Source organism: Nocardia alba NBRC 108234, from assembly GCF_001612665.1.
GTDB classification, from domain to species: Bacteria; Actinomycetota; Actinomycetes; order Mycobacteriales; family Mycobacteriaceae; genus Nocardia; species Nocardia alba.
Genome location: NZ_BDAX01000009.1, coordinates 183134 through 206692, shown reverse-complemented (window position 1 = coordinate 206692; position 23559 = coordinate 183134). Strand labels below are relative to the sequence as shown.

Here is a 23559-nt window from a genome sequence, read left to right as displayed (position 1 = left end):
GCGGGTGCTCCTGCGGGACGGTGCCTCACTTGGCGTAGTCGTAGAAACCGCGTCCGGTCTTGCGGCCCAGCCGACCCGCGTCGACCATCCGGCGCAGCAGAGCCGGCGGGGCGAGGTGCGGCTCGGCGAACTCCGCGTACAGCGACTCCGACGCCGCGAGCGCGATGTCGAGGCCCACGGTGTCGAGCAGCGTCAGCGGGCCCATCGGGTAGCCGCAGCCGCCCTTCATCGCCGCGTCGATGTCCTCGGCGGTGGCGTATCCCGACTCGAGCATCCGGATCGCCGAACACAGGTAGGGGATGAGCAGCGCGTTGACGATGAACCCGGAGCGGTCACCGGCCTGCACGGCCATCTTGCCCAGGGTGTTCTTCACGTAGTCGGTGACGGCCACGGCCGCTTCCGGCGCGGTCACCAGGGTCGAGATGATCTCGACCAGCGGCATCACCGGCACGGGGTTGAAGAAGTGCACGCCGACGACCCGTTCGGGCCGCTCGGTCGCCCCGGCCACCTTGATCACGGGGATCGAGGAGGTGTTGGTGGCGAGGATGCCCTCGGGCTTCACGATCTTGTCCAGCTTGCCGAAGATCTCGTACTTGAGCGCCTCGATCTCCGGCGCCGCCTCGATCACCAGGTCGCGATCGGCGAACTCGTCCATGTCCAGGGTGACGCGCACCCGCGCGAGCACCGCGTCGGCCTCGTCCTGGGTGATCTTGCCCTTGGTCACGCCACGGGCGATCGAGGTGGCGATCCGGTTGTGCGCCGCCTCGGCGAACTCGGGTTTCGTCTCCAGCACGAGCACCGAGCTGCCCGCCTTGGCGCACACCTCCGCGATCCCCGCGCCCATCGTGCCGCCACCGATTACACCGATCAACTCCACTGGAGTACTCCCAACATCGCATTGCCCTGGCTGTCCCGGGGATTATTTCACCTCGGCTGGCACTCAGTGCCATGGGCTGGCGTCAGCGCTGGTCACGGCACTGCGGATTCGACCGCTATGGTCCGAGCAGGGTCACCGCTTGCAACGCGAGATGCAGTTGCGCCGAATGCACCGGATCGGCGGTGTCACGGCCGGTGAGGTCGCGAATCTTGCGCAGGCGGTAGCGCACCGTGTTGCGGTGACAGTGCAGCCGTTCGGCCGCCGCGGCGGTTGATCCGCGGCATTCGTACCAGGCGTCGAGCGCGCCGATCAGATCGTCGCGTTCGGGTGCGGGCAGTCGCAGCACCGGTCCGAGAATCTGGGTCGCGGCGCGCCAACTGGCCTCGGGCACGGTGACGAGCAGGTGGGCGACGGGCTCGCTCCCGAACCGGACGACCGTGTGCGCGCCGGGTCGCGCGCTGCGGGCGGCGAGGCGGGCTTCGGTGAGCGCGCCGGGTATGGCGGTGGGGCTGGTGAAGGCGGTGCTGAGCCCGATCCGCCCGTCGACGAGCTCGGCCAGCGCGGCGGCGGACCGTTCGATCGCCGCCGGTGTGGTCGAGGACAGCAGCCCGGTGTGCGAGTCGATCTGTGAATCCCACACCGATCCGGCGCCGAGATCTCGCAACGCGCCGACCAGGCGGCCGGGCAGGGTGGCGCCGGGGTCGGTGGTCTCGATCGACACCACGGCGAACGTGCCGCTCTCGGCCAGTCCCAGGGTGCGCAGCGCGGTCAGCGTGTGGGCGGGATTGTCGGAATGATCGTCGAAAAGCGTACGGATCAAACGACTCTGAGCCTGCGCGTCGACGTGGGCGAGCATGATCTCGGTCTCGCGATAGGACTCGACCGCCGCGTCGGAGAAGGTGTCGATGAGCTCCCACAGATGGGTGGCGAGATCGTGCAGCCGAGGGTCGCCCGGCCCGGTGGATCGGGCGGTGAGTTCCTCCCAGGCCAGTCGGCCGCCGAGCCGGTAGGCGTGCAGCAGCGCGGCGATCGGGACCCCACGCTCGGCCTTGAGCCGACCGACCGCGCGCGCCGCGTGCAGCCGGGTCGGCTCGATTCCGGCGAGGGCGCTGATGATCGCGGTGAGGTTCGCCAGGCACGCCTGCTGGAGTTCCTCGGCCGTCAGCAGTCCTGGATCGGCGTAGGAACGGTCCGCTCCCGCTATGCGCGCGACGAGCTCCTCGGCCATCATCTCCACCGAGTCGAGGAGCGGCTCGGCGAGCCCGAGGGGTGTGGCGTCGGTGGTCGGCAGTGATGCGGTCACTCTCATAGGCTAGGCGATCCGACATGACTCACGCCACCTCCCCATTGTGCACGAGCACACCAGGTCTGTGGGCCGCTGAACTCGATACCGGTAGCACTCGGCACCAACGATGAGATCGTCCGAGAATCAGCATGAGGCACGTCACGCTGGTGTTGTGCTCGAGCACAGTCCGGAGGGGGGCCGATCCGCAACGGCGGCACATGGTGCCCATCTGCTCCGCCGCGACAGAATCGAAGTATCGCGTCCGCCGCATGCCGTGGACCGTCCCAAGAGTCGTGGAGGATCGCAAGTGGTCATCAAGATGGCAGAGTCCGCCCGTGTCGCGGTTGACGCCGCGCTGTCCGAGCTCGCCGAAGGCGAGAAGAAGTGGGCGGCCACCTCGTTGTCCGACCGGCGTGCCCTGCTGGACCGGGTGCGCGAGCTCACCGGCCGCCACGCTCAGCAGTGGGTCGACGCGGCCTGCGCCATCAAGGGTCTCGCGGCGTCCTCGCCGTTGGTCGGTGAGGAGTGGATCTCGGGGCCGTATGTGATGGCCGCCGGACTCGGCGCGCTGTCGAAGACGCTCGAGGTCCTCGCCCGCGGCGAGAGCCCGCTCGACGGAGCCACATTCGGCGTCGCGGGCGACCGGGTCACCGTGGATGTGCTGCCCGCCGGCCCGTTCGACGCGTTGCTGCTCAATGGGTTCAGCGCGCAGGTGTGGTTGCAGCGCGGCGTCAGCAGTGCCGCCGCGAAGACCAATGCCGGTCTGGCACAGCTGGATCCGAGCCGCACCCACGGCGTCGGCGCGGTGCTCGGCGCGGGCAACATCACCTCGATCGCGCCGCTGGACGTGCTCTACGAGCTGATCGCGCACAATCGGGTCGTCGCGCTCAAACTCAACCCGATCACCGATCCGATGCTGCCGGTGTTCGCCGCGATCCTGGCCCCGCTGATCGAGCTCGGCACGGTGCGGCTGTTGACCGGCGGCGCCGAGGTGGGCGGCTACCTGGTCGACCACGACCTCGTCGACCACGTGCACATGACCGGCAGCGCGCGCACCCACGACGCGATCGTCTGGGGCACCGGCCCCGAAGCGGACGAGCGCAGGCTGGCGGGCACGCCGAAGCTCACCAAGCCGGTCACCAGCGAACTCGGCGGCGTATCGCCGACGATCGTGCTCCCCGGCGAGTGGAGCGCGGCCGATATCGCCTTCCAAGCCGAGCACGTCGCGACGCAGCGGCTGCACAACGGCGGCTACAATTGCGTCGCCGCCCAGGCTTTGATCATCTCGGCCGATTGGGCGCAGAAGGATCAATTCCTCGCGGCGGTGCGCACCGCGCTCGCGGCGGCGCCCACCCGCCCGCCCTACTACCCGGGTAGCGATGATCGCGTAGCGCGGGCCTGCGGGACCTATCCCGAAGCCGAGCGCCTCGGACGCGACGGTGAGCGGGTCCTGGTCACCGGCCTCGCGCCCTCCCCGGCGGAGCCGCTGCTCACCGAGGAGTATTTCGCGCCGGTGCTCGGTGTGGTCGAATTGCCCGGAACCGGACCGGAATTCGCCAGGGCCGCGGCCCGCACCGCGAACGACGCGTTCGTCGGGACGCTCGGCGTCAACATCATCGCCAAGCCCGACACCATCGATCGGCTCGGCGCGTCGTTCGACGAGCTGATCGAGGACCTGCGCTACGGCACCGTCGCGATCAACGCCTGGACCGGCGTCGGCTACCTGACGCCGACGGCGTCCTGGGGCGCTTTTCCCGGCCACACCATCGACGATGTGCAGAGCGGCATCGGCGTCGTCCACAACGCCTGGCTGATCGACCGGGTGGAACGCACCGTGGTGCGCGGCCCGTTCCGCCCGGCGCCGCGGTCGCTGCTGCACGGCGAATTCGCGATCTCGCCGAAGCCGCCGTGGTTCGTCGGCAACAAGACCGCCGCGAGCACCGGCAGGCTGCTCGCCGGATTCGGCGCCGAGCCCGGCTGGCTGCGCCTGCCCCAGATCTTCGCGTCCGCCCTGCGCGGCTGAGCCCGACTTCCTTGGAGAATCAGATGAACAGCAGCATCGCCGACTACGTCGTCGTCGGCACCGGTTCCTCGGGCGCGGTGCTCGCGGCGCGGCTCAGTGAGCGCTCCGCGACCGAGGTCATCGCACTGGAGGCCGGACCGGAGGACAAGAACCAGGCGGTCCACATCCCGGCCGCCTTCTCGAAGCTGTTTCAGACCGAGCTCGACTGGAACTACCTCACCACCCCGCAGCCCGAACTCGGTGACCGCCAGGTCTTCTGGCCGCGCGGCAAGATGCTCGGCGGATCGTCGTCGATGAACGCGATGATGTGGGTGCGCGGCTTCGCGGCCGACTACGACGCGTGGGCCCGCGCCGCCGGGCCCGGCTGGTCGTTCGCGAATGTGGTCGAGTACTTCCGGCGCATCGAGTCCGTCGAGGACGCCGCCGAACCGGACGAGGGCCGTTCCGGGCCGCTGCGGATCTCGCACCAGCGCAGCCCTCGCGGCTGGACCGAGGACTTCCTCGCCGCTGCCGAGCACGCCGGTTTCAAGCGCGAGCGCGCCAATCTGGCGCAGCCCGAGGGCTTCACGCAGACCATGGTGTGCCAGAAGCGCGGCGCGCGCTGGAGCACCGCGGACGCTTATCTGAGGCCCGCGCGCAAGCGGTCGAATCTGACCGTCCTCACCGGCGCGCAGGCGACCCGGATCGTGTTCGAGGGCACCCGTGCGGTCGGCGTCGAATACCGCAGGGAAGGGCAAACCCATCTGGTGCGTGCTCGCAAGGAGGTGGTGCTGTGCGGCGGTGCGATCAACAGCCCGCAGCTGTTGCAGCTGTCCGGTGTCGGTGACCGGGAAGAGCTTCGCCGCCAAGGCATTCCGGTGGTGCAGCACCTTCCGGAGGTGGGCCGCAACCTCACCGATCACCTGATCTCACTGCTCGGCTTCGCCGTCGAATCCGACACGCTGTTCGCCGCGGAGAAACCGCTGGAGCTGGTCAACTACCTCACCCGACGCCAAGGCATGCTCACGTCCAATGTCGGCGAAGCCTACGGTTTCGCGCGCAGCAGGCCCGACCTCGAGCTTCCCGACCTCGAGATCATCTTCGGCCCCGCCCCGTTCTACGACGAGGGGATCGGCGTCGCACCCGGCCACGGCGTCGCGATCGGCCCGATCCTGCTCCAGCCACGCAGCCGCGGCACGGTCACCCTCGCCTCCGCCGACCCGATGGCCAAGGCCCTGGTCGACCCCCGCTACCTGTCCGACCCCGACGGCGCCGACCGCGCCGCGCTGCTCGCCGGACTGCGCATCGCGCACCGCATCGTGAGCGCCGAGCCGCTCGGCTCCCGGATCGGCCGATTCCTCCAGCCCAAACGCGAACAGCCCACCATCGAGGAAACCCTCGAGGACGCCCTGACCTGGCACTCCCACACCCTCTACCACCCGACCAGCACCTGCCGGATGGGCACCGACACCGCCAGCGTCGTCACCCCCGACCTGAAGGTTCGCGGCCTCGACGGCCTGCGTGTGGCCGACGCCTCGGTCATGCCGACCATCATCCGCGGCCACACCCACGCCCCCGCCGTGGTCATCGGTGAGAAGGCGGCCGACCTGCTGCGCTGACCCCGCGCAGCCCCTTACCTTGTTCGGGAAAAAGGCGCACAATGAAGTCGTATACCGGCTTCAAGGTCGGCGACCGGCGGGTATGCGAATACTCGCCGGGCAAAACCTCCGGGCGAGTATCCCGTGCTGGCAGCGTCCCCGAATCACGTTGTGACGACTGAGTTCACGTCGCCCGTCGCGTCCCGAGCATCACACCATGCACCTGCCGGGCGCGACGAAGGCTGCCTGTACCTCGCCGGCTCGGCGTGATCACGAGTGAGGGAAACGCTATGTCAGAGCAGAACAAGGCATGCGCCAAGCGCATGTTCGACGCGTGGAACGCCAGAGATCTCGACGTATTCGACGAGCTGATCGCCGACGACGCCATCGACCACGATCCGCAGAACCCGTTCGCCGAGATCCACGGTCCGGACGGCCTGAAACGGCAGGCACAGATGTATCTCGACGCTTTCTCCGACCAACGGTTCCTCGTCAACGAACAAATCGCCGAGGGCGACTTCGTCACCACCCGCTGGACGGGAACCGGAACCAACGACGGCGAGCTGATGGGCATGCCCGCCACCGGCAAATCCGCGGTGGTCGCGGGAGTGACGATCAACCGCTTCCGCGACGGAAAGATCATCGAGAGCTGGGCCTCCTGGGACACACTCGGGATGATGCAACAACTCGGCGTCGTCCCCTCGGCACACTCCGCGACCACCTGACCCCGTGACGTGGCCGGCGATCGTCACGTCGACCGCCGGTCACACCGCCCTGGTTTTTCGACGTTGGGCCGGCAGTGTCGATTCGGTCACTCAGCCAGGAGAAGCCCGGTAAACCGGCCTTCGGCACAGGTCACCGGGCTTAGCGTCTGGACATGAGCTGGTCTTCGCCGAGTTCCTCACCGGGTGACCCCCACTACACGCTGCCGAACGAATGGGGTTTCGCTGACGAACGCCTTGCCCTGCTCGGCGCGGCCTATGACTCAGGGAGTATCGCGCTTGCGCAACGGCTGGGTGTGAAGGCGGGATCGCGGTGCCTGGAGGCCGGGGCCGGTGGTGGATCTTTTGCACGATGGCTGTGCAGTGTCGCATTGCCCGGCGGTCGAGTGCTCGCAGTCGATGCCGACCCGCGCCACCTCGCCGACCTACCTGGCCTCGGTGGCGAAGTTGCCCAACTCGACCTCGTCACCGGCGACATCCCCGAGCGCGCATTTGATTTCGTCCATACCCGATTCGTCCTGCTGCACATCGCTGACCGGGACATCGTTGTGGAGCGGTTGGTCCGAGCACTGGTACCGGGCGGCGTTCTCGTGCTCGAGGAGGGCGACGGACTCGGCGTACTCGATGAAATGCCAGGTGCATTCGGCGAAGTTTGGCGTGCCTTCGCACACTCGACCGAAATCGCGGGCGCGAGTCAATCCTGGGCTCGGAGCTTGCCCGCGCAGTTGGACGCACTCGGGCTCGTAGATGTTCACGCCGAAGCTGAGATTCCGATGTTTCGCGGGGGCTCACCGATGGCGCGCATGTGGAGCCTCACCTGGGTACAGACCCACGACACTCTGGTCTCTCTTGGTATCCCACCCGAGGTGATAGCCGCTGCGCAGGCCGAGCTGGAAGACCAGCAGCAATGGCTGTACGCCCCACCCATAGTCCGTGCGTGGGCCCACCGCGCCGGCACGACCGACCTGTGAGCCGCCGTAGCAAGAGATGCGAAGAACGAAGTCGACACCGGGCCAACCAGGTATCAAGGGGTCGAGAGATAGTTCACGGCCACAGCCGGTTACGTCCCCAGCCGCCGTCGATGCGCTCGTATCGCAATCGTTTGTGCAGACGAGCGGGATCGCCTTGCCAGAACTCGACCTCGTCGGGCTGAACCGCGTAAGACGTCCACCCGGTGGGAACCGAGTCCGGCGAAGCTTCCAGCTCCACGCGTGCCTTTTCGAGGGCGTCCTCGAGTTCGCTGTCGGCATGGAAGATCTGGCTCTGACGCCCGGTGAGCGCGATCTGTCGAGACCCGATCGGGCGCGCCAGAAAATCAGCTGCTGCGACCTGCGGACTATCGGCCACCACCGGACCTGATATCCGAACCTGCCGCACCACCTGCGGCCAATAGAAAGTCAACGCCGCCACCGGATTCGCGGCCAACTCCAGTCCCTTGCGGCTTCCCGCGTTGATCGCGAAGTGCCAGCCGGTCGCGTCGACATCCTTCAGAATCAGCACCCGCGCCGAAGGCCGACCGTCGGCAGCGACAGTGGACAGAGTCATCGCATGCGGCTCGACCACACCCACGTCGACGGCATATCGGAACCACGTCGAAAACAACTCGACCGGGTTGCCGGGAGCATTATCCAGATCGAATTCTGGCGCTTGGCCTTTCAACACCGAGATCCCACGCAACACCTCACGAAGACCCTCGACCGACGCGACCTGTTCCACCGTCCAGCACCCCGATTCGACACAAACGTCTGACATCACACCCTAGCCAGACCGAGCGCAGTCCGCTGACCGACCCCATTTCGGTAAGTGACTTGCCATGATGGTGTGTTCGGGTGACGTAGCAAACGAGCAGGTGCCGCAGGGCTACTACAAGCGCCACTGCAAGGAGATCTGATAGATGCCGGACGAGAAACAGTTGTGGGAGATCCGTCTGGGAGTCATCGCCTCGGAGACGAAAGCGCGTGCGGTCGCCGAGCAGATCGAGCGACTGTTGTGCCCCGACCCTGACCATGCCCCGCCGTGCCCGATTCCGTGGAGCCTCAGCATCGACGCCGAGGACGATATGACCGCAGACCGTCGGGAGGAATACGACGACGTGGTCGAGCAGCACCGGATCGAGTCCGGAACGAGCCAGTAGCCGGGACATGCACTCGCCAGTCGGTCCACCGTCGGGGACGCCGAGGGCGTGGGTGTGTTCGGTGACGTTCGCTTCCGAACACGACCGCTCCACAGGCAGCCGTCCGGCAGCCGGAATGCAGATGTCGTTCGTCTCATTCATCCCGGCAGGAGCGCGCTGTCAGCGAGTATCTCCTCAGGATCGCCCCGAGTAGCGGGCGATTGATCGACACGGGGGTGCGCAATGGCAATGACGGGGCGGGATGTCGTCGGATCGGGAACGGTCGAGCAGCAGGCCGGCTCGACCCATCTCACCAGTGCCTTCGGGCCCGATCCGGGAATACAGATAGGTGATACACGTGTTGTCGATCGTGGGTAAATCGTAGAAAAATCGTAGAAAGCAGGGGTGGACCCCGAAGATGACCAGGTCAGCGGTGGTATAGGCTTTGTCGGTCATGAAGTCGGCTTATTCGGGTCCGGTCAACGGGGTGCCCAAGACGGTCTACCTCGATCACGCGGCGACCACTCCCATGTTGCCTGCCGCTGTCGAGGCGATGACGGCTGCTCTCGGGGCGGTCGGTAACGCGTCCTCGCTGCACGGATCGGGGCGGGCGGCGCGGCGGTCGCTGGAGGAGGCGCGCGAGTCGATCGCGGCCGATCTGGGTGCTCGGCCGTCCGAGGTGATCTTCACCTCCGGGGGCACCGAGAGCGACAATCTCGCGCTCAAGGGGATCTTCTGGGGGCGCAGGGCGGCTGATCCGCGGCGCACCAGGATCGTGACCAGCTCGGTCGAGCATCACGCGGTGCTCGATGCTGTCGAGTGGCTGGAGAAGCACGAGGGCGCGCAGGTCAGCTGGCTGCCGGTCGACGCGGAGGGCGTCGTCTCGCCGCAGGCGCTGCGCGAGGTGCTCGCCGCGCATGCCGACGAGGTGGCGCTGGTCAGTGTGATGTGGGCCAACAACGAGGTCGGGACCATCGAGCCGATCGCCGAATTGTCCACTGTCGCACAGGAATTCGATATTCCGATGCACAGTGACGCCATTCAGGCGGTGACTCAGATTCCGGTCGATTTCGCCGCGAGCGGGCTGGCGGCGCTGAGCGTGGCGGGGCACAAGGTCGGCGGTCCGCACGGGATCGGGGTGTTGCTGCTGGGCCGGAAGGTGCCGTGTGTGCCGCTGGTGCACGGCGGCGGACACGAACGCGACCTGCGCTCCGGTACCTCCGATGTGGCCGCCGCGATCGGGATGGCCGCCGCGCTGCGCGATGCCGTCGCCGACCTGCCCGCGCGCGCTCAGCGTTTGCGGGCATTGCGCGACGAGTTGATCAGTGGTGTGCGGGCCGCGGTGCCCGACGCCGTGCTCAACGGCCCCGCGCAACGGCTACCGGGCAATGCTCACTTCACCTTTCCGGGGTGTGAGGGCGACTCGCTGCTCATGCTGCTCGATGCCGCCGGAATCGAATGCTCCACCGGTTCGGCGTGCAACGCGGGCGTCGCCTCGCCCAGCCATGTGCTGATCGCGATGGGTGTGCAATCGTGGCAGGCGCGCAGTTCGCTGCGCTTCTCGCTCGGTCACACGTCGACCGGAGCCGATGTCGAAACACTGTTGACCGTGCTGCCGCAGGTCATCGATCGGGCCAAGGCCGCGGGCCTGGCCGGCGCTAGAGGAGGTGCCTGATGAGAGTTCTCGCCGCGATGAGTGGTGGTGTCGATTCCGCGGTGGCCGCGGCGCGGGCCGTGGACGCCGGTCACGAGGTGGTCGGGGTGCATCTGGCGCTGTCGGCGAACCCGGGCACGTTGCGCACCGGGTCGCGTGGCTGCTGCTCCAAGGAGGACGCCGGTGACGCGCGCCGCGCCGCCGATGTGCTCGGAATCCCGTTCTACGTCTGGGATTTCGCCGATCGCTTCAAGGAAGACGTGATCGACGATTTCGTCGCCGCCTATGCCGCCGGCGAGACCCCGAACCCGTGTCTGCGCTGCAACGAGAAGATCAAGTTCTCCGCGCTGGCCGACCGCGCGCAAGCGCTCGGGTTCGACGCCGTCGTGACCGGGCACTACGCGCGGCTCGACGACGGCGTGCTGCGTCGTGCCGTCGACGCGGACAAGGACCAGTCCTACGTGCTGGCGGTGCTCACCGCCGAGCAGCTCGCGCGGGCGATGTTCCCGGTCGGCGACACCCCCAAGCCGCGGATTCGCGAGGAAGCCGCCGAGCGTGGGCTGGCGGTGGCGAACAAGCCCGACAGCCACGACATCTGCTTCATCCCCTCCGGCGATACCCGGGCGTTTCTCGGTGCCAAGATCGGTATCCGGCCCGGTGCGCTGGTCGATTCCGACGGCACGGTGCTCGGCAATCACGAGGGCGTGCACGGCTTCACCGTCGGTCAGCGTAAGGGCCTCGGCCTGAGCCACACCGCCGCCGACGGCAAGCCGCGCTATGTGACCGGGATCGATCCCGATTCGGGGACCGTCAAGGTCGGTTCGGTCGAGGACTTGCAGGTCGATGTCGTCACCGCCGACCGCGCGATCTGGACCTCCGGTGTGCGCCCTGACGCGCCGATCGAGTGTGTCGTGCAGGTGCGCGCGCACGGCGGGATCGCGCCCGCCGTGGTCGAGCCCGCGGGCGACGGCTTCGTCGCGAGGTTGCGCGAACCGCTCACCGGCGTCGCGAAGGGCCAGGCCATCGTGCTGTACTTGCTCGACGCCGACGGCGGCGACACCGTGATCGGCAGTGGCACCATCAACGGCACCGACCGAACCGCTGTCGTCGAGTCCGATTCTTCGGCCGCGTCGGCCTGAGCGTGTCGCCGGGTGCGCCGACAGTCGACGCGCACGGCAGGATGACGGGTGACGCGCCCGCCCCCGGGCGCGGCGCACAGCCGGTGGCGGGTGACGCTGACCACCGATCCCATACGACACGAAAGGTGTTGAGCGCGTGACGTTGTGGCGTGGCAGTGCGCAGTCCGACGACCCGACCGCGGCGGAGCCGGTGGACGTGCTCGCCGGGGCGTTCGCCACCGGCCTCGGTTCCTGGCCCGGCACCGATCCCCTCGAAGCGGCGACCACCATCATCGGTGAACTGCCGGAACTGCCCCACCTCGTGGAGCTGCCCGATCGCGGTGTCGGCGCCGACATGATCGGGCGCGCCTCCGCGCTCCTGGTCGACCTCCGGTTCGACGCGACCACCCGCGGCTACCGGCTCGCCGACCGCCCGGGTTCGGTCTCACGCAGGGCCCGCGACTTCGTGCGCGTGGATCTCGACGCGATCGAGGAAGCCTGGGAGACAGCGGGTCTCGTCGGCTCCGGGCGGGCGATCAAGATCCAGTCGGTCGGCCCGCTCACCCTCGCCGCCGAAGTCGAACTGCCCGGCGGCCATCGCATCCTCACCGATCGCGGTGCGCTGCGCGACCTTTCGGATTCACTGGCCGAAGGCCTCGCCCAGCACGCCGCCGAGATCGGGAAACGGCTGGGGGCGAGTGTGGTTGTGCAACTGGATGAACCGCGGTTGACGACGGTCCTCGACGGATCGCTCACCGGTCCCAGTGTTCTCAATACTGTGCGCGCGCTGCCCGGTCCCGAGGCGATCCACTTCCTCGATGTCGTGATCGACGCGCAGCCGGGCCCGGTCATCCTGCACACCTGCGCGTCCCGGCCCGCCCTGTCCACTCTGCGCCGCACCGCGGCCGCCGCGCTGTCCTTCGACGCGTCGACGATCACCACCGCCGACTTCGACGAGATCGGCGAGGCCGTGGACTCCGGCAAGAAGCTGGCACTGGGACTCATCCCCACCGCACCGCCGACGAGCCCCCTCACTTGGCGCACCGCCGCCGAACCCGCGGTCCGGCTCATGGATGACCTCGGTTTCCCCCGCTCCGCTCTCACCCAGGTTCTCGTAACCCCCACCTGCGGCCTGGCAGGCGCTCCGCTCGCTTGGTCTCGCAAAGCGCTCGCCTCGGCCGCCGATGTCGCCCGCGCTTTCGCCGAAGACCCGGAGTCACTCACCGTCGAGCCCCCGCAACCGGCGCGGTCGGGTCGCGATCATCGGTGACGAAGTCCGACCGAGAACGGCTGCGACGTGCTGGAACGTTCGGCGGAAGTGTCGGTGGGCTCGACTAGCCTCGAGTGGTGAGCGACAGCGACAACGCGGTTTCTGTGAGTGCCGAAGCGGCCACGCCCGAGCAACGGGTGCGGTGGCAGCAGTTGGCCGACGAGGTGCGTGGGCACCAGTTCCGCTATTACCTGCGCGACGCGCCGATCATCACCGACGGTGAGTTCGACGCCCTGCTGCGTGAGTTGCAGGATCTCGAGGACACCCAGCCGGATCTGCGGACTCCCGATTCACCCACGCAGCTGGTCGGCGGCGGATTCGCGACCGAGTTCACCGCGGTGGATCATCTCGAGCGGATGCTGTCGCTGGACAATGTGTTCGACTTCGACGAGCTACGTGCCTGGGCGAGCAGGGTGCAGGCCGAAACCGGGGCGGAGCCACACTATCTGTGCGAGGTGAAGATCGACGGTGTCGCGTTGAATCTCGTGTACGAGAACGGCAGGTTGACGCGCGGCGCGACGCGCGGTGACGGGCGCACCGGGGAAGATGTCACCCTCAACGCGCGCACCATCGAAGACATCCCCGCCGAGCTCACCCCGACCGAGGAATTCCCGATCCCGCAGCTGCTGGAAGTGCGTGGCGAGGTGTATTTCCGGCTCGAGGATTTCGAGACGCTGAACGCCCAGATCGTCGCCGAGGGCAAACCGCCGTACGCGAATCCGCGCAATACCGCCGCCGGTTCACTGCGTCAGAAGAATCCCGCGATCACCGCCCAGCGGCGGCTGCGGATGATCTGCCACGGTTTCGGCCGCATCGAGGGTTACCGCCCGGCCTCCCAGCACGAGGCCTACCGGGCGCTGGCCGCCTGGGGGCTGCCGGTCTCGGCCCACACCCGCCTGGTCGAGGGCATCGACGCAGTCATCGAGCGGGTGGCCTATTGGGGCGAGCACCGCCACGACATCGAGCACGAGATCGACGGTCAGGTGATCAAGGTCGACGAGACGGCCTTGCAACGCCGCCTAGGCTCGACCTCCCGGGCCCCACGCTGGGCCATCGCCTACAAGTACCCGCCGGAAGAGGCCACCACCACGCTGCTCGACATCGCGGTCAACGTCGGCCGCACCGGTCGGGTCACCCCGTTCGCGGTGATGGCGCCCGTCTCGATCGCCGGGTCGACCGTGTCGATGGCCACCCTGCACAATGCCTCCGAAGTGCAGCGCAAGGGGGTGCTGATCGGCGATACCGTCACAATCCGCAAGGCCGGTGATGTGATTCCCGAGGTTCTCGGCCCCGTCGTCGACGCGCGGACCGGTGCCGAACGCGCGTTCGTCATGCCGACACACTGCCCCGAGTGCGCCACCGAACTCGCCCCCGCCAAGGAGGGCGACGCCGACATCCGCTGCCCCAACCAGCAGTACTGCCCCGCCCAGCTGCGCGAACGCGTCTTCCACCTGGCCGGTCGCGGCGCCTTCGATATCGAAGCCCTCGGCTACGAAGCCGCCAACGCGCTGCTCACCTCGGGCGCGATCACCGACGAAGGCGACCTGTTCGCCCTCGACGCGCAGGATCTGCTCGGCGTGCCGCTGTTCACCAAACAGGACGGCACCCTCTCCGCCAACGGTGTCCGCCTGCTCGACAACCTGACCGCCGCCAAGGACACTGCGCTGTGGCGGGTACTCGTCGCGCTGTCGATTCGCCATGTCGGGCCCACCGCGGCCCGCGCGCTGGCCGCCGAGTTCGCGAGCCTCGAGCGCATCGAATCCGCGACAGGAGAAGAACTCTCGGCCACCGACGGTGTCGGACCAACCATCGCCGCCGCGGTCGTGGAATGGTTCACCGTCGACTGGCATCGAGCGATCGTGGACAAGTGGCGGGCGGCCGGTGTACGGATGGAAGACGAGCGCGACGAGTCCATCGAACGCAACCTCGAGGGCCTGTCGATCGTCGTCACCGGTTCCCTACAGACTTTCACGCGCGATGGCGCGAAGGAGGCGATCCTCGTTCGCGGCGGCAAGGCGGCGGGCTCGGTGTCGAAGAAGACCGCGTTCGTGGTGATCGGTGAGGCGCCCGGTTCGAAGGCGGCCAAGGCGGAGGAACTCGGCGTCCAGATCCTCGACGAAGACGGCTTCCGACAGCTCCTGGACGGTGGCCCCGACGCGGTCCGGGCCGCACCGACCGAGGATCAGGTCGAGTAGACGCGAACAGCCGGTCGGCGTCAGTTCGGGGTAACGGTGACCGTATTGCCGATCTGGGTCTTCATATCGAAGGTCGCGCACTGCCCGTTGCTGAGTTCCTGGGTACGCAGCGGTCGCTTCTTGATGTTGGTCTGGATCTCGACCGTCACATCGGTGCTGGTCATCGAGCACACCTTCGAGACCGGAGCGTCGGTGTAGGACACCGTCCCCGCACCCTGACACGAGTTGGTCGAGTTCCCCAGGAACACGCGCGCGGTGCCGTTCGGGCAGGGATCAGCCAGCGCACTGGGCGCGCTGATCAGCGCCGCGGGAACGAGCGTTCCCGCCGTGACGGCGGCGACGACAACTCCGCGAACAACTACCCGAACCGCCATCACGCGCCACCCATCCTCATCGCCGACCGCTGAATCCGCGACGAACCAGCCGCAGTGTCCAGCACCTTAGTGTGTCCGAACCGAACCCGCCTGGGATAGGTGCCCTCGCCACGGCGCACCGGGCAGGCGAGGCTGCCGCCTCGGCCCGGCGAGATCGCGGCGAGGCAGATCAGGCTGCCGCGTCGACGAGCCCCCGCGTCCCCTAGTCTTGCCAGGAATCTCGGAGAGGCGGACCCTTGCTGCGCAGTTTTCAGGTGACCAATCACGGATCGCTGGCGGAGGCTCAGCAGTTGCGGCTCGCCAAGGGGGCGGGTGGGCCGTTGGCGGTGCCGGTGACCGCGGTGTACGGGGTGGCTGCTGCGGGCAAGACCAGTGTGATCGACGCGCTCGCGCAGATGCGCGACGCGGTCCTGAATTCGGTGAGCGGGTGGGACCCGTACGCCGGCCCGGTGCGTCGACCGCATCTCGGATTCGCTGATCGCCCAACGGAATTCGTCGCAGGGTTCGTCGCCGAGGGTGTGCCTTATACCTATGGGTTCCGGCTCGACAACGCCGATGTGGTCGCGGAGTGGTTGTACACCCATCCGCGCTCGCGCAAGCGGATCGTGTTCGAACGCCGTGGTGACGAGGTGAAGATCGGGCCGATGTTCGAGGCGGCTCGGTACGGGGTGTCGGCGTTGGCGCCGCTGCTGCGGCCGAACGCGCTGCTGTTGAGTCTGGCCGGGCAGCTCTACGCCGAGGCGCTCGTGCCCGCCTATCGGTGGTTCGCGGCGAATCTGGCTGTGCAGCAAGGTGATATCGATACAGATGCGCTCGCACACGACCTCGGCAGCCACATCTCCCGCTCGCCCGACAACGCCGCGCGTCTGCTGATGCTGCTGCGCACCGCCGACCTCGGGATCGAGGATCTGCTCGTCGCCGCACACGATCCGATGTATGCGGACTACCTGCGTGATATGGATGCCGAAATCGCCGTGCTGGCAGGTCATCTCGACCATCCCGAGCAGATTCTGGTGGAACGCGAGCTGAGCACCGTCCGCGCGGCGCGGGACGCGCTGTACCGGCGCATGGTCGACCGGCGCGGCGCGGCGCTGAGCCTGGTGCACGAGGGTATCGACGTCCCGTTCGAACTGGCCGACGAATCCACCGCGACCCGGTCGCTGCTGCGCGTGCTGCCCGCCATGCTGGAAGCCCTCGACACCGGTCAGGTGCTCGCGGTCGACGATCTCGGTGTCGGCCTGCCGGTCGAGGAGACCGACCGCCTCGTGCAGCTGTTCCAGAACCCGGAGACCAATTCCCGTGGCGCGCAACTGATCTACACCACCGCCGATCGAGCGCTGATCGACCGGGGCAACGGGCGCTCCCAGCGCACCCGTACGGCGGTCTGGCAGGTGCGCCGTGCACGGGGGGCCAGCGAACTCACGCCGTGGTGAGCGGGGCATAGCATGGGCGCATGCTCGAAGTGGTGATGGCGGTTGCGCTGGTGACGATGCTGATGGTGACGATCGCAGCCGTCGTCTCCGGACGGAGCGGCCGGGGGAGGGCGAACCTCGAACACGGGTCGCTGTATGTGACCGGTGTCAGCCCGCTGCCCGCGATGACCGGTGAGCACTACGTGACGATCACCGGCACCGTCACCGGCCCGTCGATCACCGGCAAGGTCGTCTACCGCCGCTTCGCCTGGGACGCCGCGCACTGGCCCGCTCCCGGCGACCACCTCGCCGTCGCCTACCCACCGCACAACCCCGACGACTGGCACGCCGATCACCCCGGCCTGCGTCCCTATCTCGGCTCGTGAGCGAGGCGCACCGGTCCGGGCATGGGTGAGTCGGGGCTCACAAGCGTCCGAATGGGATCATTCCGGGATGCACGGTACTGACCACCCGACCGCCGGACTCCTGATCCGCACCGCCCGCCCCGCCGAATACGACGCGGTCGCCGCGCTGACCGTCGAGGTGTACGTGGGCGAGGGCTATGTCTCCGACGGGGACGATTACGTGCGCGAACTCGCCGACGTCGCGCATCGGGCGGCCGAGGCCGAGGTGCTCGTCGCCGTGCACGACGGCGCGGTCGTCGGCTCGCTCACGGTCGCGAAGCCCGGCACGCCCTTCGCGGAGATCGCTCGGCCCGGCGAACTCGAGTTCCGGATGCTCGCGGTGTCGAAGCGGGCTCGCGGACTCGGTGTCGGCACCGCGCTGGTTCGCGCCGTCGTCGACGCGGCGAGGTCGGGCGACTTCGACGCGGTCGCGCTCACCACCATGTTCTCGATGGTCGACGCGCACCGGATCTACGAACGGCTCGGCTTCGTCGGTGTCCCCGAACGTGACTGGGCCACCCACGACGGACTACAGCTGTTCGTGATGCGACTGGCGCTGCGCTGACCGATCAGTTCAGCACGGTGGCGACGATGCCGGCGAGGTAGCCCAGGCGCGCCACTTCCGACGGACGGAAGTCAGGTCCGCCGGGGCGGCCGAGCAGCAGTGCCCTGCCGGTGTTGCCCAGCGGGGCGGCGGCGAGCTTGGTGTCCATGTCGCGCCAGATGTCGGGCACCCAGTCGGCCTCGCCGTCGAGCCACATCGGCTTCTCGATGGGCATCCACGGGGCCGAACCCGCTTGTGTCTCAGGGGCGCTCGGGCTGCCGACGATGCGGTGGGCGCCCGCCGGACCGAGGCCGATGATGGTGGACCAGCCCACGCGCAGCACCCGAGGGCAGCCGTCGACGAGGACCTGCAGGCGGTCGTCGCGAGCGCTGGCGACCTGGTCGATCAGTTCGAGCTCGCGGTGGGTGTCGAGCACGCCGGAGTACGGGCGAATGGAGTCGACGCTCACATCGCGCACCGATTCCGCGGCGGTGATGAGGGTGTCGGGCAGTGCGCCGGTGGGGACTTCGACGACCAGATCGTCGATCGCGAAGCCGGCGCCGCGTTCCACGACATCGAGCGAGAGAATGTCCGCGCCGACCCCGCCGAGGGCGAGTGCGAGGGAGCCGAGGCTTCCCGGTCGATCCGGAAGTTGCACGCGGAGCAGGTATGACACGTGCGTTCCTTTCCATGCCGGCCGGGGTTGTTCGAGACGAATACCCGGTGAAGCAATACTTACACCCCTGGACGCGGGTTCTCGACCCGAAGTATGACCCCATCGGCCCGACATGCGCGAACTTTCGTGCGAGGCGGGTGCGTGGCGAGGGGTGGTGTGGGGGCCCATTAGGCTGTACCGATACTGCCCACCGAAGCCGAAAGGGGTCCCGCGGTGCCCGCAATCTCCCGCGACGAGGTCGCTCACCTCGCCCGGCTGTCCCGGCTGGCGTTGACCGACGCCGAACTCGACCAGTTCGCCGGTCAGCTGGATTCGATCCTCAGCCACGTGCAGACCATCACCGAGGTCGCCGCCGATGTCCCCGCCACCGCGTCGCCGAATCCGGCGACCAATGTGACCAGGCCCGATGTGGTCACGCCCGGCCTCACCCCCGAGCAGGCGCTGGACCAGGCGCCCGCCGTGGAAGAACAGCGTTTCCTGGTCCCGCAGATCCTGGGAGAGGGCGAATGAGTGAGTTGACCCAGCTGTCGGCCGCCGAGCTGGCGAGCAAGATCCACGGTGGCGAGGTGTCCTCCACCGAGGTCACCCAGGCGCACCTGGATCGCATCGGCAAGGTCGACGGTGAGCTCAACGCCTTCCTGCACGTGGCGGGCGAGCGTGCCCTGGCCACGGCCGCCGTGGTCGACGCCGCGCTCGCCGCCGGCGAGACGCCCGCCTCGTCGCTGGCGGGAGTTCCGTTGGCGCTCAAGGACGTTTTCACCACCACCGATATGCCGACCACCTGCGCCTCGAAGATTCTCGAGGGCTGGATGTCGCCCTACGACGCGACGGTCACCGCGCGGTTGCGCGCCGCGGGCATCCCGATTTTGGGCAAGACCAACATGGACGAGTTCGCGATGGGCTCCTCCACCGAGAACTCCGCCTACGGCCCCACCCGCAACCCGTGGGACACCACCCGCATCCCCGGTGGTTCCGGTGGCGGTTCGGCGGCGGCGCTGGCCTCGTTCCAGGCGCCCCTGGCGATCGGCACCGATACCGGCGGCTCGATTCGTCAGCCCGCCGCGGTCACCGCGACGGTCGGCGTGAAACCCACCTACGGCACCGTCTCGCGCTACGGCCTGATCGCGTGCGCGTCGTCGCTGGATCAGGGTGGTCCGTGTGGTCGCACCGTGCTCGACACCGCGCTGCTGCACGAGGTGATCGCCGGGCACGACCCGCGCGACTCCACCTCGCGCGATGTCGCGGTGGCGCCGGTGGTCGCCGCCGCGAAGCAGGGCGCCAACGGTGACCTGACCGGCGTGCGCGTCGGCGTGGTGCGCGAATTGCACTCCGACAGTTACCAATCCGGTGTCCTGGCCTCCTTCGACGCCGCTGTCGCCGTGCTGAAGGAACTGGGCGCCGAGGTGATCGAGGTGTCGTGCCCGAGCTTCGAGTACGCGCTGTCCTCCTACTACCTGGTGATGCCGTCGGAGGTGTCGTCGAACCTGGCGCGCTTCGACGCCATGCGCTACGGCCTGCGCGTCGGTGACGATGGCAGCCACAGCGCCGACCAGGTGATGTCGCTGACCCGTGAGGCCGGTTTCGGCCCGGAGGTCAAGCGCCGCATCATGATCGGTACCTACGCGCTGTCGGCGGGCTACTACGACGCCTACTACGGCCAGGCGCTCAAGGTTCGCACGATGATCGCGCGCGACTTCGACGCCGCCTACGAGCAGGTCGACGTGCTCGTCTCGCCGACCAGCCCGTTCACCCCGTGGAAGCTGGGCGAGAAGGTCGACGACCCGCTGGCCATGTACCTGTCGGACCTGTGCACCCTGCCGACCAACCTGGCGGGCCACCCCGGCATGTCGGTGCCGTCGGGTCTGTCGGCCGACGACAACCTGCCGGTGGGTCTGCAGATCATGGCGCCCGCGCTGGCCGACGACCGTCTGTACCGGGTGGGCGCGGCCTACGAGGTGGCGCGGGGCGCGCTGCCGATTCCGAGCGGGGTCTGAGAAAGTTCACACAAGGGGCGCACCGGTTCGAAAGAATCCGGTGCGCCCCTTGTGTGGTCGTCGTGCGGTGTCTACGCCACCGCGCGTCGGCCGACGCCCGCTGTCATCGCGGTGAAGCCGGCCCGCAGATGCTTGCCGAGCGCCACCGTCACCACGGGACTCAGCCAGCCCGCGAGGGTGAACCGGGACTCGTAGCGGCACCGGTCGGGGCCGAGGGGGACGACGGTGTGCGAGCGCAGGCTGTGCAGTGCGCCCAGCGGCAGCGGCTTCATCGCGTAGCTGAACTCGACGCCCGGGGTATGGGTGCGGATCCATTCCTGCTGCGGACGGCGGTTGCTGCCCAGCTGCACCCGCATATCGATGGCCGAGCCCGGTTCCAGCGTGCTCGACGCCTCGTAGCAGAAGGTGTTCCATTCGCCGTAGCGCTCGAAATCCGTGAGCACTTCCCATACCTTGGCAGCGGGGGCGTCGATCTCGATCGTTTCGTCGATGACTAGAGACATGCGTGAAAACTAGGACATGTTCTAGTTTTCGGCAACCGCATCACACGAAGCGCCTGCGGAACTTGCGCAGCGCGTCGATGATCACCGCCGAGGCCGCTGTCACCGCGAACAGACCGAGGACGGTACGCGCGAGCGGCCAGAGGTTGGGGCGGTCGGCCGGGTCGGTCCGGGCGAAGACGTTCTCGACCACCGGTGCGCCGTACTCCTGGCGTCGCGAGTTCACGTCCACGGCGGTGAACGCGATATCGGCCATCACGCCGCAGCGAGCCCGGGAGAACTCGTCGTCGCGTAGCTGACAGGCCGCGTGGATGCGCCGGTTCAGTGCCGCGTCCACCGAGCGTCGCGCCCACCCGCCGAGGGGTTCGTCGACCCGCTCGGCGTAGCGCAGCACGTCGTAGCCCAGGTCGTGCGCCTTGCACGCCGACTCGAACTCGGGGGGCAGGGTGACCGGTGAGGAACAGTCGCCGTTCGGGTTCACCAGCAGGCCGTCCACCTGGACGGGGTCGTAACCGAACTTGTAACCGAAATCGCGGGGGATGAGCGAGGTGGCGTCCGGGCTGTCGTCGACGAGCGCGCGCACCGCGGCGGCGGCCGCGACGTTCTCGGTCGTGGCCGGGGTGGTGCCGCCCATGGCGCCCGGCGCCGACATGACCACGGCGGCGGCCATCGCCAGCCCGGCGGTGCACAGCGCGACACCGCTACGACGGCGGTGCTGCGCGGGAGCGGGCGATGGCGCGGAGGCGGCGGAATCCTCGGTACGGGCGCGAGCAGCGGCGGGTACCGGGCGAAGCGGGGTGTTCATGGCCTCCGACAGTAAGAAGCGGGTCGCGCGGCGGGCATCCCGCTACGGACTTGTTCATCGGGGCGCGCGGGTGGCATCCCCGGCGCCGGGGTCACACCAGGGTAGGGGGTCGTATTCGGTCCGTGGGTATGAGGTCCGCTGACCGGACGCTTCGTAGGCTCACAGTCATGACCGCACCACGACGCCCCGCCGCGCGACGAATACCAGCGCGCACCTGGTTCGATTTCGCAACGGTGCTGGTCGCGCTGATTTTGTACAGCGTCGCGTGGCCGACCCTGTTCGTCACTCACGACGTCTCGCCGGCCGCCGCGCCGCTGCTGTCGGCGCTGGCGGCCTTCCCGATCCTGTTCGTGCGGGTCAACCCGGCGTTGGGGTGGGCCATCTCCGCCGGAGCCGCGCTGCTGTTCTCGATCGCCATGCAGCCGGCCGTGGACAACGATCTGCCCTTCCAGGTCGTGCACATCATCGTGCTGTTCGTGCTGTTGTTCGCGGTGGCGCTGCGCGCCGCGGCGCCGATCGTGGTCGTCGCCTGGGCGGCCACCTCGATGCTGTTCGCCACCACGATGCCCGGCTCGCAGAGCGGTCCGCTGTGGGGCTGGGTGATGGGGTTCGGCGCACTGGCCCTGTTCGGCTATCTCGTGCGAATCCTGCTGGCCTCGCGGCGCAAACTCGAGCGGCAGGAAGAGGTAACCGAGCTCGAGCGCGCGCGACGAGCGATCCTCGAGGAGAAGGCGCGCATCGCCCGTGACCTGCACGATGTGGTCGCCCATCACATGTCGATGGTGGTGGTGCAGGCGCAGACCGCGCCGTACCGGATCACCGATCTCGACCCGGCCTCGCGCGCCGAATTCGAGTCCATCGGCGCCACCGCCCGCACCGCGCTCAATGAGATCCGGGGCCTGCTGGGGGTGTTGCGCAGTGATGGCCAACTGCCCGAGCACGCCCCGCAGCCGCGCGCCTCGGACGTGCCGACCCTGTGCGCGTCGGCCCTGCGTGCCGGTCTGCCCGTCGACTGGACGGTGACCGGCGACCTGGCATCGGTGCCGGAAACGACCGGGCTGGTCGTGTATCGGGTGGTGCAGGAGTCGATGGCCAACTGCGCTCGCCACGCTCCGGGCGCCGCGGTACACGTCGCGGTGGCGGTCGACCCCGGCGAGGTCAGGGTGAGCGTGCACAACGCCGCGACCGCCACGGTCTCCCAACCCGGTGCGGGTGGGGGGCACGGCATCGACGGCATGCGCGCCCGCGTTGTCGCGGTCGGCGGTGAACTCCACGCGGGGTCCACACTCAGCGGCGGATTCGAGGTCTCGGTGAAACTGCCCACCCACTAAGGTGGTTGGGTGGCTATAACCGTGTTGATCGCCGACGACCAGGCGATGGTGCGCCAGGGTTTCGGTGCCCTGCTGGGGGCGCAGACCGATATCAGCGTCGTCGGCGACGCACCCGACGGCAAAGTGGCGGTGGCCGAGGCCAAGCGGCTGCGTCCCGACGTCGTGCTCATGGATGTGCGGATGCCGCAGATGAACGGCCTCGACGCCGCCCGCGCGATCCTCACCGCGAATTTCGATCCGCCGGTGCGGGTGCTCATGCTCACCACCTTCGACATCGACGATTACGTCTACGAGGCACTGAGTATCGGCGCGAGCGGGTTCCTGCTCAAAGACGCGCCCGCCGAGGAACTGGTGCGCGCGGTGCGGGTGGTCGCCGACGGCGAGGCGCTGCTCGCCCCCACGATCACCCGCAGGCTCATCGCCGACGTCACCCGCCGACGCAATACGGTGCGCGCCGCACCGGCGCCCGCGCTCGGCACACTCACGCCGCGCGAACGCGAGGTGCTGGAACTGGTGGCCAAGGGCTTGTCGAACACCGAGATCGCCGCCGCGCTGTTCGTGGCCGAGCAGACCGTGAAAACCCATGTCTCCAAGGTCTTCTCGAAGCTCGGGCTGCGCGACCGCGCCCAGGCGGTGGTCCTGGCGTATGAATCGGGCCTGGTCGTACCCGGCTGAGCCGGCGCGC

The 23559-nt window shown here is 68.4% G+C and carries 23 protein-coding genes; 16 read left to right on the top strand and 7 right to left on the bottom strand.

The window, feature by feature from the left end:
- Nucleotides 1-25: 25 nt before the first annotated feature.
- Nucleotides 26-877 carry a 3-hydroxybutyryl-CoA dehydrogenase gene (locus NA12_RS11580; RefSeq protein WP_067449197.1) on the bottom strand — a complete coding sequence of 284 codons (852 nt, stop codon included), beginning with the start codon at nucleotides 875-877 and terminating at the stop codon, nucleotides 26-28.
- 115 nt (nucleotides 878-992) lie between these two features.
- A complete protein-coding gene (locus NA12_RS11575) occupies nucleotides 993-2186 on the bottom strand; it encodes a PucR family transcriptional regulator (RefSeq protein WP_067449195.1) in 1194 nt (397 codons plus the stop codon).
- A 295-nt stretch (nucleotides 2187-2481) separates the two neighbouring features.
- On the opposite strand from NA12_RS11575, the gene NA12_RS11570 reads away from it, so the two are divergent.
- The 4 genes from NA12_RS11570 (at nucleotide 2482) to NA12_RS33085 (ending at nucleotide 7455) form a co-directional block, all read left to right on the top strand.
- Nucleotides 2482-4185: an aldehyde dehydrogenase family protein gene (locus tag NA12_RS11570; protein WP_067449510.1), complete on the top strand. Its 1704-nt coding sequence runs from the start codon at nucleotides 2482-2484 to the stop codon at nucleotides 4183-4185.
- 23 nt (nucleotides 4186-4208) lie between these two features.
- The gene (locus NA12_RS11565) at nucleotides 4209-5783 is read left to right on the top strand and encodes a GMC family oxidoreductase (RefSeq protein ID WP_067449192.1); all 1575 of its coding nucleotides are present in this window, start codon (nucleotides 4209-4211) and stop codon (nucleotides 5781-5783) included.
- A gap of 269 nt (nucleotides 5784-6052) precedes the next feature.
- Nucleotides 6053-6487, top strand: a complete 435-nt coding sequence (locus NA12_RS11560; RefSeq protein WP_067449190.1) for an ester cyclase — start codon at nucleotides 6053-6055, stop codon at nucleotides 6485-6487.
- A gap of 152 nt (nucleotides 6488-6639) precedes the next feature.
- Complete coding sequence (locus NA12_RS33085) at nucleotides 6640-7455, top strand: class I SAM-dependent methyltransferase (RefSeq protein ID WP_084472686.1); 816 nt, start codon at nucleotides 6640-6642, stop codon at nucleotides 7453-7455.
- A 73-nt stretch (nucleotides 7456-7528) separates the two neighbouring features.
- Here NA12_RS33085 and NA12_RS11545 read toward each other — a convergent pair whose 3' ends face one another.
- The gene (locus NA12_RS11545; RefSeq protein ID WP_243654694.1) at nucleotides 7529-8200 is read right to left on the bottom strand and encodes a pyridoxine/pyridoxamine 5'-phosphate oxidase; all 672 of its coding nucleotides are present in this window, start codon (nucleotides 8198-8200) and stop codon (nucleotides 7529-7531) included.
- Between the two features lie 178 nt (nucleotides 8201-8378).
- Between NA12_RS11545 and NA12_RS11540 the strand changes: the two genes are divergently transcribed.
- From NA12_RS11540 to ligA, 5 genes are all read left to right on the top strand, one after another.
- Nucleotides 8379-8618, top strand: coding sequence for a hypothetical protein (locus tag NA12_RS11540; protein ID WP_067449183.1), 240 nt, complete (start codon nucleotides 8379-8381; stop codon nucleotides 8616-8618).
- Between the two features lie 433 nt (nucleotides 8619-9051).
- Nucleotides 9052-10272 carry a cysteine desulfurase family protein gene (locus tag NA12_RS11535; protein WP_067449181.1) on the top strand — a complete coding sequence of 407 codons (1221 nt, stop codon included), beginning with the start codon at nucleotides 9052-9054 and terminating at the stop codon, nucleotides 10270-10272.
- Complete coding sequence (gene mnmA / locus NA12_RS11530; protein WP_067449179.1) at nucleotides 10272-11390, top strand: tRNA 2-thiouridine(34) synthase MnmA; 1119 nt, start codon at nucleotides 10272-10274, stop codon at nucleotides 11388-11390. Before NA12_RS11535 ends, mnmA begins: the two co-directional genes overlap by 1 nt.
- 190 nt (nucleotides 11391-11580) lie before the next feature.
- Nucleotides 11581-12639 carry a methionine synthase gene (locus NA12_RS11525; RefSeq protein ID WP_067449509.1) on the top strand — a complete coding sequence of 353 codons (1059 nt, stop codon included), beginning with the start codon at nucleotides 11581-11583 and terminating at the stop codon, nucleotides 12637-12639.
- A 77-nt stretch (nucleotides 12640-12716) separates the two neighbouring features.
- Entirely contained in the window at nucleotides 12717-14834 is a 2118-nt protein-coding gene (ligA, locus tag NA12_RS11520; protein WP_067449508.1) for an NAD-dependent DNA ligase LigA, read from the top strand.
- A 20-nt stretch (nucleotides 14835-14854) separates the two neighbouring features.
- On the opposite strand, the gene NA12_RS11515 is transcribed toward ligA, so the two are convergent.
- On the bottom strand, nucleotides 14855-15208 hold the full coding sequence (locus NA12_RS11515) for a hypothetical protein (RefSeq protein ID WP_067449177.1): 354 nt from the start codon (nucleotides 15206-15208) through the stop codon (nucleotides 14855-14857).
- Nucleotides 15209-15444: 236 nt separating this feature from the next.
- Between NA12_RS11515 and NA12_RS11510 the strand changes: the two genes are divergently transcribed.
- The 3 genes from NA12_RS11510 (at nucleotide 15445) to NA12_RS11500 (ending at nucleotide 17589) form a co-directional block, all read left to right on the top strand.
- Nucleotides 15445-16641: an AAA family ATPase gene (locus tag NA12_RS11510; protein ID WP_067449175.1), complete on the top strand. Its 1197-nt coding sequence runs from the start codon at nucleotides 15445-15447 to the stop codon at nucleotides 16639-16641.
- A 20-nt stretch (nucleotides 16642-16661) separates the two neighbouring features.
- Nucleotides 16662-17006 carry a hypothetical protein gene (locus tag NA12_RS11505; protein ID WP_067449173.1) on the top strand — a complete coding sequence of 115 codons (345 nt, stop codon included), beginning with the start codon at nucleotides 16662-16664 and terminating at the stop codon, nucleotides 17004-17006.
- A 67-nt stretch (nucleotides 17007-17073) separates the two neighbouring features.
- Entirely contained in the window at nucleotides 17074-17589 is a 516-nt protein-coding gene (locus tag NA12_RS11500) for a GNAT family N-acetyltransferase (RefSeq protein WP_067449171.1), read from the top strand.
- Nucleotides 17590-17593: 4 nt separating this feature from the next.
- Here NA12_RS11500 and NA12_RS11495 read toward each other — a convergent pair whose 3' ends face one another.
- The gene (locus NA12_RS11495) at nucleotides 17594-18244 is read right to left on the bottom strand and encodes an ACT domain-containing protein (RefSeq protein WP_067449169.1); all 651 of its coding nucleotides are present in this window, start codon (nucleotides 18242-18244) and stop codon (nucleotides 17594-17596) included.
- A 213-nt stretch (nucleotides 18245-18457) separates the two neighbouring features.
- On the opposite strand from NA12_RS11495, the gene gatC reads away from it, so the two are divergent.
- Nucleotides 18458-18754: an Asp-tRNA(Asn)/Glu-tRNA(Gln) amidotransferase subunit GatC gene (gene gatC, locus NA12_RS11490; protein ID WP_067449167.1), complete on the top strand. Its 297-nt coding sequence runs from the start codon at nucleotides 18458-18460 to the stop codon at nucleotides 18752-18754.
- Nucleotides 18751-20238 (top strand): Asp-tRNA(Asn)/Glu-tRNA(Gln) amidotransferase subunit GatA, encoded by a 1488-nt coding sequence (gatA, locus tag NA12_RS11485; RefSeq protein ID WP_067449165.1) that lies wholly within the window; start codon nucleotides 18751-18753, stop codon nucleotides 20236-20238. Before gatC ends, gatA begins: the two co-directional genes overlap by 4 nt.
- A 71-nt stretch (nucleotides 20239-20309) precedes the next feature.
- On the opposite strand, the gene NA12_RS11480 is transcribed toward gatA, so the two are convergent.
- Complete coding sequence (locus NA12_RS11480; RefSeq protein ID WP_067449163.1) at nucleotides 20310-20741, bottom strand: SRPBCC domain-containing protein; 432 nt, start codon at nucleotides 20739-20741, stop codon at nucleotides 20310-20312.
- A 40-nt stretch (nucleotides 20742-20781) separates the two neighbouring features.
- Nucleotides 20782-21543 (bottom strand): hypothetical protein, encoded by a 762-nt coding sequence (locus tag NA12_RS11475; protein WP_132369664.1) that lies wholly within the window; start codon nucleotides 21541-21543, stop codon nucleotides 20782-20784.
- 167 nt (nucleotides 21544-21710) lie between these two features.
- On the opposite strand from NA12_RS11475, the gene NA12_RS11470 reads away from it, so the two are divergent.
- Nucleotides 21711-22874, top strand: a complete 1164-nt coding sequence (locus NA12_RS11470; RefSeq protein ID WP_067449161.1) for a sensor histidine kinase — start codon at nucleotides 21711-21713, stop codon at nucleotides 22872-22874.
- Between the two features lie 9 nt (nucleotides 22875-22883).
- Nucleotides 22884-23549 carry a response regulator gene (locus tag NA12_RS11465; protein ID WP_067449160.1) on the top strand — a complete coding sequence of 222 codons (666 nt, stop codon included), beginning with the start codon at nucleotides 22884-22886 and terminating at the stop codon, nucleotides 23547-23549.
- Nucleotides 23550-23559: the final 10 nt, after the last annotated feature.